Raw genomic sequence first — 16,902 nt, 5'->3', positions numbered from 1 at the left:
GCTAACGTTGGTGGCGGGAAGAAGGAGGCTCCATGAACGCACCGGCCGTTGAATTGACCGAACAGACCCATCGCCGCGGTGGTGGCCGGCTTGGCCGCAAGGCGCTGAGAAGCGCGCCGATCGCGTCCTTCCCGACCCTTGTGCGAAAGATCCCCGCCTATGAAATCGTGCCCGACGAGGCGGTGGAACTGATCCACGAGGAATCGCTCAAGATTCTCGAGGAGGTGGGTTGCGAATTCCGTGACGACGGGGCGATCGAACTCTGGAAGGCGGCCGGCGCCGATGTCAGGGAGACACGTGTCCGCATCGACCGCGCGCTCTTGATGGAACTGGTCTCGAAGGTTCCGGCGGAATTCACGCTCAATGCGCGCAACCCCGAGCGCACCGTGCGGGTCGGCGGCAAGAACTCGATCTTCGTGCCGATGTACGGCGCGCCCTATATCCGCGATCTCGACAACAAGCGGCGCTACGGCACGCTCGCCGACCTCAACAATTTCCACAAGCTCGCCTATATGGCGCCGGCGCTGCATTCCTCGAGCTCGGTCATCTGCGAGCCGATGGAAATCGCGGTGCCGAAGCGGCATCTGCACATCATCCACTCGGCGCTGAAGCATTCCGACAAGCCGTTCATGGGCATCGTGACGTCGAAGGAGCGCGCCGAGGACACGATGGCGATGGCCGGCATCGTCTTCGGCGAGGAGTTCGTGCGCGACAACCCCGTGCTGGTGGCGATCACCAACTGTAACTCGCCGCTGGTGTGGGACGCCACCATGATCGACGCCATGCGGGTCTATGCGAGCCACAATCAGCCGCTGATCCTGGCGCCTTTCGCGCTGTGCGGCGCCTCGACCTCGGCTTCCGCGGTCGGCGCGGTGGCGCAGGTCAACGCCGAGGCGCTTGCCGGCGTGGCCCTGACCCAGCTCATCCGGCCCGGCTCGCCGCAGCTCTACGGCCAGTTCATGGTCACCGTCGACATGAAGACCGGCGCGCCAATGGGCGGCACGCCGGAGGCCGCGCAGATGATGTACCTGATGGGCGCGCTGGCCAGGAAATACAAGCTGCCCTGGCGCACCTCCGGCTTCCATGTCGGCTCCAAGCTCAACGACGCCCAGGCCGGCTATGAAGCGAACATGCTGATGCATGCCGCGATCCTTTCCGGCGCCAACTACATCTGGCATTCCGCCGGCTGGCTGGAGGCGGGCCTGACCTGCGGCTATTCGAAATTCGCCACCGACTGCGAGCAGCTGGTCGGCTGGTACAAATATGCCGGCGGCGTCCCCTTCGACGATTTCAAGGAAGCTCTTGCCGCGATCCGCGAAGTCGGGCCGCAGGGCCATTTCCTAGGCACGCAGCACACGCTCGAGCATTTCGAGAGCGCCTTCTTCATGCCCAACATCATGGATTTCAATTCCTTCGAGCAATGGAGCGCCGAGGGAGCAAAGGACCATGACACGCGCGGCCGCGAAAAGGCGCGCGCCATGCTCGCCGACTACCAGGAGCCGAAGCTCGACGAGGGCATTGCCGAGGGTCTCGCGGATTTGATCGCGCGGCGTGAGGAAAAACTGCCGGACAGCGTTAGTTGATGGATGGCGACGTGAGTTGGAACCAACCGGGCGAAGACCTGAAGAAATCAATGGGAGAAAGAGAATGACACTATTCAGAAGCAATGGTGACCGGGTCCCGGTCGCCATCGAAGCGATGGCCGAGGAGGCGCGGGCGGGCCGTGTCGACCGGCGTGAATTCCTGGCGCTGGCCAGCGCCTTCGGCGCATCGACGGCTTTCGCCTATGGCATGCTCGGCCTTGCCGCGCCGACCAAGGCGCTCGCCGACGAACCCAAGAAGGGCGGAACGCTGCACGTCGCGATGTCGGTCAAGGCGCAGAAGGATCCGCGCACCTACGACTGGACGGAGATGGCGAACGTCACCCGCACCTGGCTGGAGCCGCTGGTGCGCTACACTCACCAGTTCACCTTCGAGCCGGTGCTGCTCGAAAGCTGGGACGTCAATGACGACGCCACCGAATACACGCTGCATCTGCGCAAGGGCGTGACCTGGAACAATGGCGATGCCTTCAACGCCGATGACGTGGTCGCCAATCTGAACCGCTGGTGCGAGAAGGGGGCTTCCGGCAATTCCATGGCCGCCCGCGTCGGCGCGCTGATCGACACCAAGACCGGCAAGGCCAAGGATGGGGCGATCACCAAGGTCGACGACCACACGGTCAAGCTGAAGCTCAACGAACCCGACATCGCCATCATCCCCGGCTTCACTGACTATCCGGCGCTGGTCGTGCACCGCGACTTCGACAAGGATGGCGCCGATCCGATCAAGAAGCCGGTCGGCACCGGAGCTTTCGAGCTGGTGTCTTATTCGGTGGGGTCGAAGGCGGTGGTCAAGCGCCGCGAGAACGGCAAGTGGTGGGGCGGCGAAGCCCCGCTCGACGGTGTGGAGTTCATCGACTACGGCACCGACTTCAACGCCACGCTCAATGCCTTCGATTCCGGCGAGATCGATCTCGATTTCGAGACGCCGGCCGATTTCATCGACCCCCTCGACAAGATGGATCTCGTGAAATCGGAGGTCGCGACGGCGACCACGCTCGTTGCCCGCACCAACGTCACGCACAAGCCCTATGACGACAAACGGGTGCGCAACGCGCTGCAGATGGCGGTCGACAACAACCAGGTCATGCAGCTTGGCTACAACGGCCGCGGCACGGTCGGCGAGAACCATCACGTCAGCCCGATCCATCCCGAATACTACCCGCTGCCCAAGAAGGAACGTGACGCCGCCGGCGCCAAGAAGCTGATGGCCGATGCTGGCCAAGCCGACTTCGAGCATGAGCTGATCACGGTCGAGGACGAATGGCAGAAGAACACCGGCGACGCCATCGCCGGCCAGTTGCGCGACGCCGGCATCAAGGTGAAGCGCACGGTGCTGCCTGGTTCGACCTTCTGGAACGACTGGACGAAATATCCTTATTCCATGACGATCTGGTACATGCGCCCGCTGGGCGTGCAGGTGCTGGCGCTCGGCTACCGCACCGGCGAGGCCTGGAACGAGACGGCCTATTCCAATCCGGAGTTCGACGCCAAGCTCAAGGACGCGCTGTCGCAGATCGACGTCGCCAAGCGCAAGGAGGTGATGAAGGACGTCGAGGCGATCCTGCAGGACTCCGGCGTCATCATCCAGCCGTTCTGGCAGAAGCTCTACTGCCACATGAACAAGAAGGTGAAGAACTATTCGATGCACCAGACCTATGAGATGGACTTCCAGAACGTCTGGCTGGATGCCTGAGCGCGCCTGGACTTCATGAGCCGCAAAAAAGCCGATATGCAGGATGCGTGGTGGCAAGATCGCCACCACGCCGCCGAACCTCCGGAGATCCTGCATGAAGCCGATATTGCTTGCCGCTGCCATGTCGATTGCCTTGCCCGGCGCCGTGCTGGCCGGGCCGGCGTCCAACACTGTGAAGTTCTTCTACGTGCCCGAGGTGAAGTTCGAGGCGGACGCCAAATACCGCGATCGCTTCACCGAGCCGGTCACCAAGCTGTTCGAGGCCAACGACAAGGCGCAGAAGGAGAAGCCCGACGAGGTGTCCTGCATCGACTTCGATCCAGGCCTCGACGCTCAGGATTTCGATCAGAAGACCCTGTCGAAGACGCTGAAGCTCACCGAGATCGTCAATGGCGACACCGCCGAGGTGACGGCGAGCTTCAATCTTTTCCCGGAAGGCGATGACTCCAAACGCGAAATGGTGTGGTCGCTGAAGAAAATGGACGGCAAGTGGAAGATCGCCGACATCACCTCAAAGACCAGCGACTGGAAGCTCAGCGCGCTGGAATGCGGCGCCTCGCCGGAGTGACGCCGTGCTTCGCCGTCTCGTCGTCGCGCTGTCGAGCTTGTCGATGCTGGTCGCGGGGCTGAACGGCGCCGTCTCGGCGCAGGGGCTCTTCGGCGCGCCGCCAAAAGCCTCATCCGGCGACAATGCGCCGGCAGAGTCGCCGCCTGCGGTCGACACGTTGCCGCCTGCGGTCGACACGCCGCCAGCCGCCGCAGCGCCGGAAAACAAGCCGGTCGAACTGCCACCCCCTGCGCCTGTCCTGCCCGGATCGCCGACCGCGCTGGTCAAGCCGTTCTATGAGCATCTCGGGCTGGAGCTCGATCCGGCCCAGCGCAAGAACTTCATCGACCCGGCCAAGACCGTGCTCGACAAGAGCGATGCGTTGCGCGCCTCGGGACAGGGCGAGTGCCTCGACCCCAACATGGCGCTCGACAATGCCAACTATGACAAGCTCGCCATCGACAAGAGCTTGCGGACGATCGAGGCCGTCAATGGCGACCAGGCCAAGGTGGTGGTCGCCTTCGTCGTCGAGGGCCATCAGCACCGGCTGGAATGGAAGCTGAAGAAGGTCGGCGGCGGCTGGAAGGTCTCCGACCTTCTGTCGGTGACCGGCGAATGGGCGTTGAGCCAATACCAGTGCGAGTGACGATGGCGGTCCGCTCAACCGCGCCCGCGATAGGGCGCAACGCCGGTATCCGGCAGCCATACGTCCTTGGGTGGCGCGCCGGTCTGCCAGAACACGTCGATCGGGATGCCGCCGCGCGGGAACCAGTAGCCGCCGACGCGCAGCCAGAGCGGCTTCGTCGCCTCCACGATGCGGCGGCCGATCATGACGGTGCATTCCTCATGGAAGGCGCCGTGGTTGCGGAACGAGGTCATGAACAGCTTCAGCGACTTCGATTCCACCAGCGTCTTGTCGGGCGCGTAGTCGATGACGATGTGGGCGAAGTCGGGCTGGCCGGTGACCGGGCAGAGCGAGGTGAATTCGGGGCAGGTGAAGCGCACGATCGCCGGCGGGCCGTCGCCGCGCTGGAACGGCACGGCCTCCAGGACTGCCTGTTCCGGGCTCTGTGGCGGCTCGACGTGCTTGCCGAGCTGGGTAAGGTTCTTGGCGTCAGTCATCAGTGGCTCCTTGCCGCCGGTGCGAAGCGCGGTTCGCGAGTGGCGGGCGTGAAACGAAGAACGAAGAAGGCACCGCAATTCTTTCCGGGCGGCACGTTTGGCCGCTCATTAGCACAATTTGAAACGGCAGGAAGAAGATGACCAGCAACGACCCGCTTCTCCAACCCTACCAGCTCAAGCACCTGACGCTGAAGAACCGGGTGATGTCGACCAGCCATGAGCCGGCCTATTCCGAGGACGGCATGCCAAAGGAGCGCTACCGGCTCTACCACGCCGAGAAGGCCAAAGGCGGCATGGCGCTGACCATGACGGCTGGATCGGCGATCGTTTCGCGCGACAGCCCGGCCGCCTTCGGCAACCTGCATGTCTATGACGACAGGATCGTTCCATGGCTCGCCGAACTGGCGGATTCCTGCCATGAGCATGACTGCAAGGTGATGATCCAGATCACCCATCTCGGCCGCCGCACCGGCTGGAACAAGGCCGACTGGCTGCCGGTGCTGTCGGCCTCGCCTGTGCGCGAGCCAGCGCACCGCGCTTTCCCGAAAACCATCGAGGAATGGGACATCGAGCGCATCGTCGCCGACTATGCTTCGGCCGCGCAACGCTGCCAGGCGGCCGGCCTCGACGGCATCGAATTCGAATCCTACGGCCATCTGATGGACGGCTTCTGGTCGCCGCTCACCAACCACCGCGACGACGAGTTCGGCGGCTCGCTCGACAACCGGCTGCGCTTCACCGACATGGTGCTCGATGCCGTGCGCGCCGCCGTCGGCGAGAAATTCATCGTTGGCATCCGCATGGTCGCCGATGAGGATTTCGAAAAGGGCATCTCGAAGGAGGTAGGCGTCGAGATCGCCAGGCGGCTCGCCAATTCCGGCAAAGTCGATTTCCTCAACATCATCCGCGGCACGATCGAGACCGACGCATCGCTGACCAAGGTGATCCCGGTGGCCGGCATGCGCTCGTCGCCGCATCTCGATTTCGCCGGCGAGGTGAGGGCGGCGACGAAGTTCCCGACCTTCCACGCGGCGCGCATTTCCGACGTCGCCACCGCCCGCCACGCCATCGCCACCGGCAAGCTCGACATGGTCGGCATGACGCGCGCCCATATCGCCGACCCGCATATCATCAAGAAGGTGATGGAAGGCCGCGAGCACGAGATCCGCCCTTGCGTCGGCGCCACCTATTGCCTCGACCGCATCTATGAAGGCGGCGAGGCGCTCTGCGTCCACAACGCCGCGACCGGGCGCGAGGCGACCGTTCCGCATATCATCGCCAAGAGCGAAGGACCGAAGAAGAAAGTCGTGGTGGTGGGCGCGGGCGCCGGCGGCCTGGAAGCCGCCCGTGTCGCGGCCGAACGCGGCCATCAGGTGACCGTGCTTGAAGCCTCCAGACAGGCCGGCGGACAGGTGCGTTTGGCGACACAGAACCCGCGCCGCAAGGAGCTGATCGGCATCATCGACTGGCGGTTGGCCGAGCTCGACCGCCTCGGCGTCGAGATCCGCTACGACACCTGGGCCGAGAAGGACGACGTGCTGGCGCTGGCGCCGAACGTGGTGATCGTGGCCACAGGCGGCATGCCTCAGAACCCGCCGCTGACGGAAGGCGACAATCTCGTCACCTCGAGCTGGGACATCATGGCCGGAAGCGTCAAGCCGGCCGAGAACGTCCTGCTTTACGACGACAATGGCGGCCATCAGGGCATGGGCGCCGCCGAACTCATCGCCAACGGCGGCTCGAAGCTCGAGCTGGTCTCGCCGGAGCGTTTCTTCGCGCCGGAAATGGGCGGTCTGAACCACGTGCCCTATATGCGCGCCTTCCACGAAAAGGGCGTCACCGTCACCATCAACACAAGGCTGCGCTCGGTTCGGCGCGAGGGCAACCAACTTATCGCCGAGCTGGCATCGGATTTCGCCGACGGCTGGCGCGGCGAGCGGCGCGTCGACCAAGTGGTGGTCGAGCATGGCACCGCGCCGCTCGACGACCTCTATCTGTCGCTCAAACCGCTGTCGAAGAATGCCGGCGCGGTCGATTATGAGCGGCTGGTGAGCGGCGGCGACATCTTCCCCACGCGCAATGCCGAAGGCGGTTTCGTGCTGTTTCGCATCGGCGACGCGGTCGCATCGCGCAACATCCACGCCGCCATCTATGACGGCATCCGGTTCGGGATCAGGATCTGATTGGACAAGGCATGATCGAAAGAGATCATGCCCAAACGAAAAAAGACGCGCAACGGGCCGTTGCAAGGAGAGCCACCTGCCGCTTCGGTCCGTTGCGCGCCGCGCCCGGTCGGGTTCGCCGGCCGTGCGATTTCAAAACAGCTTGGCAGTCGCCATGCAAAACACGGTGATGATGAGCAGCCCGCCGGCGATGCGTTCGCCCCTGGTCATTTTCGCCCGCAGCCCAGTCTGCGTCGCTTGGTCGGCGCCGGCCAACTGCCTGCTGGCGGAAGCCACAAGCGCGCCCTGCACGCCGGCGGCGATCAGCGCTGTCAAAATGCCGAGCGCGAGCACTTTCTCCATCGGGCCGAAAGCGCCCTCATGGAAGAAATACCAAAGCAGCAAACCAGTCAGAAACACCACGCCGGAGGCGCCGAGTTGCGGCCGGATAAAGCGCTCCGCCTTGATCTCAGGATCGCGGGCAACAGCGATGGTCGTGCCGGCCCAGAAGACGCCGGCCATCACATGCAGGCCGATGGTGACGATGTAGACATATTGCATGACTGCATTCCTCTCTGCCACCCGCCGTGCCTCGCAGTCGTGTTGCGACGCCATCAATAGGACAAAGTTAGATATCTAATGATTAGATGTCAATGCATAGAGCCGAGTTCCACCTTGCCATTGCATGCTCTACTGTCACGTCATGACACCGTTTGACCGCCCGCCCGTCGGCATGAATCTCACCCGCACCTCGAAAGTGGTGGCGCAGGCTTTCGATGCTGCCATGGCCGAAGCAGGCGGCACGCTGCCGGTCTGGCTGACCCTGCTGTCGGTCAAGTCCAAGGAACTGGCCAACCAACGTGAGCTTGCCGGCATGATCGGCATCCAGGGCGCGACGCTGACGCATCACCTCAACGCCATGGAAGCGCAAGGGTTGCTGACGCGCCGCCGCGATCCTGAAAACCGCAGGGTCCATCAGGTGGCGCTGACCGAGTCCGGCGAAGCGCTGTTCGAAAAGCTTCGTCTCGCGGCCGTCGCCTTCGACAAGCGGCTGCGGGCAGGTATTCCTTACGACAGGCTGGCGGAATTCGCCGAGGTGCTCGCGGCGCTGCGGGCGAACGTCGAAGCGTCGAGCTTCGGACGTTTGCTGGCATCTTTCCCCGGTGACGAGAACGACATCCCGCCTCGCCCTGGCGGGCCGGCTCGCGCAATCAAGTCATGATCTTCTAGCGATCGTAACCCGCTATCGCGCCGAAGGCGTAGCGGCGCAGCTTGAGCGCGGCGATCAGGGCAGTCAGCTTCGCCTTGCCGTTGAAGGTGTCCTGGAACATCTCGTCATGCATGAGCAGGATCAGCTTGTTCGGCTTGGCGAAATGGCCGTAGCCGAACAGATGGTCGATCTCGCTGACCAGATGGTCGACGCTCTGCACCGGCTTGCCGCTGTCCTCATGCACCCATTCGTGATCCCAGCCATAGAGCCAGAAGCCCGACGCCGCGACGAATTCGTAGTCCGGATCCTCGCGGCCGGCCTGCGCCAACCCCAGCGAATTGTCGTTCTTCGAATAGCTGGGCAATCTGAAAACATTGCGCCCCGGCAACCGGGCATCCACGGCAGGCTTCAAGCCGAGCACGGTATTGGCCCTGAGCATGTCGGCGACCACGCCCTCGGTGTCGCCGTAGAAATGCCGGTAGTGGTTATAGGCGTGGCTGTAGCTGTGGTTGCCGATCATCACCAGCGGCATCGATTTCGCCCGCTGCAGCAGCGCCCGATTGGTGGCGTTGGCCTCGGCATGCATGCCGACCATGAACAAAGTCGCCGGCACCTGCTCGGCCTGCAGCACGTCGAGAATGTTGCTGGTGCCGTTCAACGGACCGTCGTCGAAGGTGAGATAGATCGTGCGGTCGGCGGCCAAAGCCGGCGACACGACAAGCAGCAGCAGGAACGGCAATATGAAACGAAGCGGCATCCGCGAGGTCCGGTTGCGATCAGATAGGCCGCCAAGCCCGCCCGGTTGTGTCAAGTTTGTCGACGTTCTTGCTAGGCTAAGCTGCCCTGCAGCACTTTCAACTTCGCCTTCTTGGGGCTGCGCGCGATCAGCCACTCGCGCGCCTTGTCCTGCGGCATCGGGAAGGCGATGGAATAGCCCTGCACCTGGTCGCAGCCGATCGCCATCAGCGAGTCGAGTTCGGCCTCGGTTTCGGCGCCCTCGGCAACGATCGAGATGCCGAGTCCCCGGGCAAGCTCGGTGATGGCGCGCACGATCTTGGTGTTGTCGCCATTCTCGTTGATGTTCTGGACGAAACGGCGGTCGATCTTCAGCCGGTCGATCTCGTTCGGATTGACGTGGCTGAGCGAGGCATAGCCGGTGCCGAAATCGTCAAGTTCGAGATGCACGCCGGCGGCGCGGATGTGCCTGAGCTTGGCGGCGATGCCGGTCTTCTCGTCGTCGAGGATGACGGATTCGACGATTTCCAGCGAGAGTTTCTGCGGCGCCAGCCCGGCGCGCTCCAGCGTGCCGAACAGGAAGGCGTCGAAATCGGGCTCACGCAGCTCCGTGCCCGAGACATTGACGGCGATGCGCCCGAAATCGATGCCGGCGCGATCCCATTCCGCGGCTTCCTCGATCGCCTTGCCGATGACGATACGGCCGATATCCGGCATGAAGCCGCATTTCTCGGCGACCGGAATGAATTCGCCGGGCGAGATCATGCCGCGCGTCTCGTGCTTCCAGCGCACCAGCGCCTCGATGCCGCTGATCTTGCCGCTGGTCAGCGACACCTGCGGCTGGAAATAGACCTCGAAGCTCCTGTTGGCGATCGCGGTACGGATGTCCTGTTCGAGCTGCTTGCGGTAGTCGAGCTCGCGGCGCAGTTCCTCGGAGAAGAAGGAGAAGCTGCCGCCGCCGAGCTTCTTGGCGGAATAGAGCGCCAGATCGGCATGAACGAGCAGGTCCTGAGCATTGTCGGCGTCGACCGGGTAGACCGCGATGCCGGCGCTGGCGCCGGGCATGATGGTCGTGCCCTGGAACGTGATCGGCTCGTTGATCTCGCCCAGGATGCGCTTGGCCAGCGCATGGATATCCTCGGTGGTGCCGGCGCCGTTGAGGATCATGACGAACTCGTCGCCGCCGAGCCTTGCGCACAGATCCGAGGCGCGACAGGAATCGCGCATGCGCTGCGCGGTCACCACCAGCACATAGTCGCCCGCCGCGTGCCCCAGAGTGTCGTTGATCTGCTTGAAGCGGTCGAGATCGAACTGGATCACCGCCAGGCGCTCGCGGCGGCGGTGCGCGCCCTTGATCAGCGTGTCGAAATGGTCGGTGAGGAAGGTGCGGTTGTGCAGCCCTGTCAGGCCGTCATGCACGGCGATGAAGGCCATGGAGTTGCGGGCGTCGACCAGCTCGCGCGTCTTGCGAAGGATGGCGTTGGACATCGGCCGGAAGATGAACAGCGCCACCAGCACGATGACGCCGAGGGTGGCGAAGAACAGCTTGCGGTGCAGATCGAGGATATTGCCGGCCTTTTCGTTGGCGAAGGCGCTGATACGCTGACCGAGCGCGGCATAGCCCGACATCGTCGCGTTGGCGACGGAGGCGTCGAGACCGACGCGTTCGCCGCCGCCCTTGTAGCCATCGCTCTGCATGCCGAGCTGCGATTCGAAGGACGAAGCCAGCCTGTCGCCATTGGCGACGAGGCCGACCGAGAAGTAATCGAGATGGAAAGGCTTGCTGAACAGCACATATTCGATCGATTTCGGATCGTTGCGCGCTGGTGACAGCGGATCGGCGCCCGTCTCCTTGAGCAGCCGGTCGTAGTTGGTCTCGAACTCGCCCGTCGCCTGCTTGAGCGCGGTGACCAGCGCCGGCTGCTTGTCGCGCGCCGCGGCGCCGGTGGCGCTGGCCAGGAAGACGATGCGCTGCGACAGCGCCTTCTGCGTCGAGACGATGTCGAGCAGCGTGTCGTTGTGCTGCTGTTGCGCCATAAGCTGCTGCAGAAGGATGAAGGAGGCCACGACCATGGCGGCAATGATCGTCAGCGCCAGCCAGTAGCCGGTCTTGATGAGCAGGATCAGCTTGCGCGAAACGCTATGCACTGGCTGCTGCGACATAACTTGCTGACCCCTCCGGTCGACGGATTCCTGCCCTGGATTCGTGGCAGGAAAACGCTTGCCTTGAAAGAGTTAACAGGTCGGCAAGGGACGTTGGCGGCCGTAGTGGCGGTTCGACAAAGCTCGCAAGATGGTTATCACGTCCTTTCCCGCTCACCCCTTTTTTGATCGTAATGCCGCAGCGCCGTCGCAAAGGATTGCGACCGGGCTTTTGCGACGCCACCGAAGCGGTCGCTTTTGCGATGGATTTTTTGTAGCCATGGCGCGACAGTCCGGCCTCGAACCGAACAGGGCCGGACCATGAGCAAAGCATTCCTTTCCCACATCGACAGTGAGCTCCAGGGCCTGAAATCGGCCGGGCTCTACAAGTCCGAACGGGTGATTTCCTCCATGCAGTCCGCCGAGATCGAGGTCGGCGGCCAGAAGGTGCTGAATTTCTGCGCCAACAACTATCTCGGCCTCGCCGACAACCAGGATTTGCGCGACGCGGCAAAGCACGCGCTCGACCGCTACGGCTACGGCATGGCCTCGGTGCGCTTCATCTGCGGCACGCAGGAAGAGCATAAGGAGCTCGAGGCGACGATCTCCTCCTTCCTCGGCATGGACGACACCATCCTCTACTCGTCCTGCTTCGACGCCAATGGCGGCCTGTTCGAGACACTGCTTGGCGAGGAGGACGCTATCATCTCCGATGCGTTGAACCACGCCTCGATCATCGATGGCGTCAGGTTGTCGAAGGCGAAGCGCTTCCGTTACGCCAACAACGACATGGCCGATCTCGAAGCCCGCCTGAAGGAGGCGAAGGACTGCCGCTTCCGGCTGATCGCTACCGACGGCGTGTTCTCGATGGACGGCATCATCGCCAACCTCAAGGGCGTCTGCGACCTCGCCGAAAAATATGATGCCATGGTCATGGTCGACGACAGCCATGCGGTCGGCTTCGTCGGCAGACAAGGCCGCGGCTCGGCCGAGCATTGCGGCGTCGAGGGCAGGGTGGACATCATCACCGGGACGCTCGGCAAGGCGCTGGGCGGCGCCTCCGGCGGCTACACGTCGGGCAAGAGAGAGGTGGTCGACTGGCTGCGCCAGCGCTCGCGGCCCTATCTCTTCTCCAACACTCTGATGCCGGCAATCGCCGGCGCCTCGATCAAGGTGTTCGACCTGATCCGCAATGGCGACGCGCTGCGCCAGCACCTGTATGCCAATGCGGACCGGTTCCGGTCCAAGATGGGCAAGCTTGGCTTCACGCTGGCCGGCGCCGATCATCCGATCATTCCGGTGATGCTGGGCGACGCGGCGCTGGCGCAGGAGATGGCGCAGCGGATGCTGAAGCGTGGCATCTATGTCATCGGCTTCTCCTTCCCCGTGGTGCCGAAAGGCCAGGCGCGCATCCGCACCCAGATGTCGGCTGCCCATTCCAGCACCGACATCGACCGCGCGGTCGAGGCGTTCGGGGAAGTCGGGCGCGAGCTCGGAGTGGTTGGGTAAATTTGCAAATGTCTTCGCTCTACGGCGCAAGCCTCCAAACCATTGGGAGATCCTGATGTCCAACATGATGAAGGCGCTGGTGAAGGCCAAGGCCGAGCCGGGCATCTGGATGGAAGAGGTGCCGATGCCGGAGATCGGCCCCAACGACGTGCTGATCAAGGTCAAGAAGACCGCGATCTGCGGCACCGACGTCCACATCTACAATTGGGACCAGTGGGCGCAGAAGACCGTGCCGGTGCCGATGGTGACCGGTCATGAATTCGTAGGCACCGTTGCCGATTTCGGCGCGGCGGTCACCGAGTACAAGGTCGGCCAGCGCGTCTCGGGCGAAGGCCATATCGTCTGCGGCCATTGCCGCAACTGCCGGGCCGGGCGAGGGCACCTCTGCCGCAACACGCTCGGCGTCGGCGTCAACCGCCCCGGCGCCTTCGGCGAATACATGGTCATCCCGCAGCATAATGTCGTGCCGATCCCCGACGATGTGCCGGACGAGATCGCCGCCATCTTCGATCCGCTGGGCAATGCCGTTCACACCGCCTTGTCCTTCGATCTGGTCGGCGAGGACGTGCTGGTCACCGGCGCCGGCCCGATCGGCATCATGGGGGCGCTGGTGGCGCAATGCGTGGGCGCGCGCAAGGTCGTCATCACCGATATCAACCCCGTCCGGCTGGATCTGGCGCGCAAGCTCGGCGTCCAGCATGTCGTCGACGCCTCGAAGGAGAAGCTGCGCGACGTGATGCCGTCGATCGGCATGAGCGAAGGTTTCGACGTCGGGCTGGAGATGTCGGGCGCGGCGCCCGCCTTCCGCGACATGATCGACACCATGAACAATGGCGGCAAGATCGCCATCCTCGGCATCGCGCCGACCGGCTTCGAGATCGACTGGAACAAGGTCATCTTCAAGATGCTGCATCTGAAGGGCATCTACGGCCGCGAGATGTTCGAGACCTGGTACAAGATGATCGCCCTGGTGCAGGGGCCGCTGGATGTTTCGGGGCTGATCACGCATCGGATCGGGATCGATGATTTCCAGGCTGGGTTCGATGCGATGCGGAGCGGGAGTTCGGGCAAGGTGGTGATGGATTGGTAGCGCTTTAAAGAGACGCCGAGTTCCTCCGCTCCCCTCTCTGTCCGGCAGGACAGAGAGGGGAGCCTCGCGCCAGCCTATCAGCTCTTCTCTTCCAAGGCTCCCTCCAGCGCCGCCACCCCTCCCACAACCGCCATTCGCTCCTCCACGCTCAATCTCTCCAGCAGCTCCCTCTCAAACGCCTTAGCCAGCGGCACCATCTCCCGATACGCAGCCAGCCCCGCCTTGGTCAGCGCCAGATGCTCGACGCGCCGATCATTCTCGTCAGCTGTCCGCGTCAGCCAGCGCCTTCGCTCCAGCTCGGCCACGGCGCGCGAAACCTTGGTCTTGTGCATGGCCGACTGCTCGCCGAGCTCCGTCGCCGTCATCGTGCCGCGCTCGCCAAGCCCGGAGAGCGTGCGCCATTCCGGCCGTGTCAGCCCATGGCGCTCCTTGTAGATGCGCGAAAACTCACGGCTGATGGTGTCTGCCAGCCGATAGAGCCGGTAGGGCAGGAAGCTTTCCAGTTCGAGGGTGTCCGGTTCCATGAAGCGTTCCCGGGATGCAGCCAGCCGTTGATAGTTACATTTTCGATGGTTACAAACGAAACCAGTTTGGTCAACATCGCCGGCGGGCAACGCTTCGGGAGCTTGCAAAGCCGGGATCAGGGAGGATCGGATGGGCTTTTCCTACATGCCGGGCTTCGGCAATGATTTCGAGACCGAGACGCTGCCTGGATCGCTGCCGCAGGGCCGCAACTCGCCGCAGCGACCGGCCTATGGCCTCTATGCCGAGCAGCTCTCCGGCTCGCCCTTCACGGCGCCGCGCGGCACCAACGAGCGCTCCTGGCTCTACCGCATCCGTCCGAGCGTAAAGCACACCGGCCGCTTCAAGGGCGCGAGCTATCCCTTGTGGAAGACCGGGCCTAGCATCGGCGACCACGAGCTGGCGCTCGGCCAATACCGCTGGAACCCGACGCCGATGCCCGGCGAGCCGACCGACTTCATCTCCGGCATGCGCACCTTCACCACGGCAGGCGATGCGGTCGGCCAGTCCGGCATGGCAGCGCATGTCTATGTCGCCAACCGCTCGATGGTGGACGATCATTTCTTCAATGCCGACGGCGAATTGCTGGTCGTGCCGCAGGTCGGCGCGCTGCGCTTCGTCACCGAGATGGGCGTGATCGAGCTTCGGCCCGGCGAGATCGCCGTGCTGCCGCGCGGCCTGGTCTTCAAAGTCGAGCTCGCCGACAAGGAAGCACGCGGCTATGTCTGCGAGAATTATGGCGCAAAGTTCACCATGCCTGACCGCGGCCCGATCGGAGCCAATTGCCTGGCCAATCCGCGCGACTTCAAGACGCCCTGCGCCTGGTTCGAAGAGAAGGAGACGCCCTGCCGGCTGATTGTCAAATGGTGCGGCTCTTTCCACGTCACCGAGCTCGGCCATTCGCCGTTGGATGTCGTCGCCTGGCACGGCAACTACGCGCCCTATAAATATGATCTTGCGACGTTTTCGCCGGTCGGCGCCATCCTGTTCGACCACCCGGATCCGTCGATCTTCACCGTGCTGACGGCGCCGAGCGGCGAGGAGGGCACCGCCAATGTCGACTTCGTCATCTTCCCACCGCGCTGGCTGGTGGCGGAAAACACGTTCCGGCCGCCTTGGTACCACCGCAACATCATGAGCGAGTTCATGGGCCTGATCCACGGCCAGTACGACGCCAAGGAGGAAGGTTTTGTGCCTGGCGGCATCAGCCTGCACAACCAGATGCTGGCGCATGGACCGGACGCTTCCGGCTTCGAGAAGGCGACCCGCGCGGAGCTGAAGCCGGTCAAGCTCGACAACACCATGGCCTTCATGTTCGAGACCCGCTTTCCACAGATGCTGACCCGCTATGCCGCCGAGCTCGGCACACTGCAGGAGAACTACATCGATTGCTGGGCCGACCTGAAGAAGCGCTTCAACGGCACGCCCGAAGGCGATTGGTCCTGATCGGCGCATCATTGTCAGGAAAACTCGCTCGGGCGACTTGACGATCGCCCGCGCGCGCTTTGATGTGTGACAAAGCGGTGAAAAGGCCGCCAGGAGAGGAAACCGCATGAAGCTTGCCACTTTGAAGAACGGGACGCGCGACGGAAAGCTGGTCGTGGTCTCGCGCGATCTGACGCGGTTCACCGACGCTTCCTTCCTGGTACCGACGCTGCAGGCCGCGCTCGACGACTGGCGCCGCATCGCGCCGCATCTGGCGGCCATGGCGGAATCGCTGGAAACCAACGCGGTGCCTTCGGCGCGCTTCCACGAGCATGACGCGCATTCGCCGCTGCCGCGCGCCTATCAATGGGCCGACGGCTCGGCCTATGTGAACCATGTCGAATTGGTGCGGAAGGCGCGCGGCGTCGAGATGCCGGCAAGCTTCTGGACCGATCCTCTGATCTACCAGGGCGGCTCGGACTCATTCATTCCGCCGCGCGACCCTATCCGCATGGCCGACGAGGCTTTCGGCATCGACATGGAGGCGGAGGTTGCCGTCATCGTCGACGATGTGCCGATGGGCGCCGGGCTGGCGGAGGCGAAAGAGGCGATCCGCCTCGTCGTGCTGGTCAACGACGTGACGCTGCGCGCCATCACCGGACCGGAGCTGGCCAAAGGCTTCGGCTTCTTCCAGTCGAAACCGTCTTCGGCTTTCTCGCCGGTCGCGGTCACGCCGGACGAATTGGGCGATGCCTGGGACGGCGGCAAGGTCAGCCTGCCGCTGCTCGCCGATCTCAACGGCAAGCCGTTCGGCCGCGCCAATGCCGGCATCGACATGACCTTCGATTTCCCGGCGCTGATCGTGCATGCCGCTAAGACCCGGCCGCTCGCCGCCGGCACCATCGTCGGCTCGGGCACGGTCTCCAACAAGCTGGATGGCAAGCCGGGCAGGCCCGTCTCGGCGGGCGGCGCTGGCTATTCCTGCATCGCCGAGCTGCGCATGATCGAGACCATCGAGTCAGGCGAACCGAAGACGCCCTTCCTGCGCTTCGGCGACACGGTGCGCATCGAGATGAAGGACAAAACCGGACATTCGATCTTCGGCGCCATCGAGCAGAAGGTCGAGAAATACGAAGGGTAG

The 16,902-nt window shown here is 63.6% G+C and carries 15 protein-coding genes; 10 read left to right on the top strand and 5 right to left on the bottom strand.

What is annotated here, in order from left to right; genetic code table 11:
- The first annotated feature begins 32 nt into the window (after nt 1–32).
- The 4 genes from LB572_RS26865 (at nt 33) to LB572_RS26850 (ending at nt 4,490) form a co-directional block, all read left to right on the top strand.
- Nucleotides 33–1,583 (top strand): trimethylamine methyltransferase family protein, encoded by a 1,551-nt coding sequence (locus LB572_RS26865; RefSeq protein ID WP_140801245.1) that lies wholly within the window; start codon nt 33–35, stop codon nt 1,581–1,583.
- A gap of 64 nt (nt 1,584–1,647) precedes the next feature.
- The gene (locus LB572_RS26860) at nt 1,648–3,297 is read left to right on the top strand and encodes an ABC transporter substrate-binding protein (protein WP_224669868.1); all 1,650 of its coding nucleotides are present in this window, start codon (nt 1,648–1,650) and stop codon (nt 3,295–3,297) included.
- Nucleotides 3,298–3,391: 94 nt separating this feature from the next.
- Nucleotides 3,392–3,865: a DUF3828 domain-containing protein gene (locus tag LB572_RS26855; protein WP_224669867.1), complete on the top strand. Its 474-nt coding sequence runs from the start codon at nt 3,392–3,394 to the stop codon at nt 3,863–3,865.
- Between the two features lie 4 nt (nt 3,866–3,869).
- The gene (locus LB572_RS26850; RefSeq protein ID WP_224669866.1) at nt 3,870–4,490 is read left to right on the top strand and encodes a hypothetical protein; all 621 of its coding nucleotides are present in this window, start codon (nt 3,870–3,872) and stop codon (nt 4,488–4,490) included.
- 14 nt (nt 4,491–4,504) lie between these two features.
- Here LB572_RS26850 and queF read toward each other — a convergent pair whose 3' ends face one another.
- Nucleotides 4,505–4,966, bottom strand: a complete 462-nt coding sequence (gene queF, locus LB572_RS26845) for a preQ(1) synthase (RefSeq protein WP_140801249.1) — start codon at nt 4,964–4,966, stop codon at nt 4,505–4,507.
- Between the two features lie 137 nt (nt 4,967–5,103).
- Here queF and LB572_RS26840 point away from each other — a divergent pair, with 137 nt between their 5' ends.
- Nucleotides 5,104–7,149, top strand: coding sequence for an FAD-dependent oxidoreductase (locus tag LB572_RS26840; RefSeq protein WP_224669865.1), 2,046 nt, complete (start codon nt 5,104–5,106; stop codon nt 7,147–7,149).
- A gap of 132 nt (nt 7,150–7,281) precedes the next feature.
- Here the strand turns inward: LB572_RS26840 and LB572_RS26835 are convergent, their stop codons facing one another.
- A complete protein-coding gene (locus LB572_RS26835; RefSeq protein WP_140801251.1) occupies nt 7,282–7,689 on the bottom strand; it encodes a hypothetical protein in 408 nt (135 codons plus the stop codon).
- Between the two features lie 142 nt (nt 7,690–7,831).
- Here LB572_RS26835 and LB572_RS26830 point away from each other — a divergent pair, with 142 nt between their 5' ends.
- Nucleotides 7,832–8,350, top strand: coding sequence for a MarR family winged helix-turn-helix transcriptional regulator (locus LB572_RS26830; protein WP_224669864.1), 519 nt, complete (start codon nt 7,832–7,834; stop codon nt 8,348–8,350).
- A gap of 4 nt (nt 8,351–8,354) precedes the next feature.
- On the opposite strand, the gene LB572_RS26825 is transcribed toward LB572_RS26830, so the two are convergent.
- Together LB572_RS26825 and LB572_RS26820 are read right to left on the bottom strand one after the other, a co-directional pair.
- A complete protein-coding gene (locus tag LB572_RS26825; RefSeq protein ID WP_224669863.1) occupies nt 8,355–9,095 on the bottom strand; it encodes a polysaccharide deacetylase family protein in 741 nt (246 codons plus the stop codon).
- Nucleotides 9,096–9,166: 71 nt separating this feature from the next.
- Complete coding sequence (locus LB572_RS26820) at nt 9,167–11,236, bottom strand: putative bifunctional diguanylate cyclase/phosphodiesterase (RefSeq protein WP_224669862.1); 2,070 nt, start codon at nt 11,234–11,236, stop codon at nt 9,167–9,169.
- 300 nt (nt 11,237–11,536) lie between these two features.
- Between LB572_RS26820 and LB572_RS26815 the strand changes: the two genes are divergently transcribed.
- Entirely contained in the window at nt 11,537–12,724 is a 1,188-nt protein-coding gene (locus LB572_RS26815; RefSeq protein WP_224669861.1) for a glycine C-acetyltransferase, read from the top strand.
- A 55-nt stretch (nt 12,725–12,779) separates the two neighbouring features.
- Nucleotides 12,780–13,814 carry an L-threonine 3-dehydrogenase gene (gene tdh / locus LB572_RS26810; protein ID WP_224669860.1) on the top strand — a complete coding sequence of 345 codons (1,035 nt, stop codon included), beginning with the start codon at nt 12,780–12,782 and terminating at the stop codon, nt 13,812–13,814.
- A 77-nt stretch (nt 13,815–13,891) separates the two neighbouring features.
- On the opposite strand, the gene LB572_RS26805 is transcribed toward tdh, so the two are convergent.
- Nucleotides 13,892–14,338: a MarR family winged helix-turn-helix transcriptional regulator gene (locus LB572_RS26805; protein ID WP_224669859.1), complete on the bottom strand. Its 447-nt coding sequence runs from the start codon at nt 14,336–14,338 to the stop codon at nt 13,892–13,894.
- Between the two features lie 130 nt (nt 14,339–14,468).
- Between LB572_RS26805 and hmgA the strand changes: the two genes are divergently transcribed.
- Together hmgA and LB572_RS26795 are read left to right on the top strand one after the other, a co-directional pair.
- Nucleotides 14,469–15,782 (top strand): homogentisate 1,2-dioxygenase, encoded by a 1,314-nt coding sequence (gene hmgA, locus LB572_RS26800; RefSeq protein ID WP_224669858.1) that lies wholly within the window; start codon nt 14,469–14,471, stop codon nt 15,780–15,782.
- 106 nt (nt 15,783–15,888) lie between these two features.
- Nucleotides 15,889–16,902 (top strand): fumarylacetoacetate hydrolase family protein, encoded by a 1,014-nt coding sequence (locus LB572_RS26795; protein WP_224669857.1) that lies wholly within the window; start codon nt 15,889–15,891, stop codon nt 16,900–16,902.

Source organism: Mesorhizobium sp. BH1-1-5 (assembly GCF_020165615.1).
Lineage (GTDB): Bacteria > Pseudomonadota > Alphaproteobacteria > Rhizobiales > Rhizobiaceae > Mesorhizobium.
This window is presented reverse-complemented; position numbering and strand designations above follow the sequence as displayed.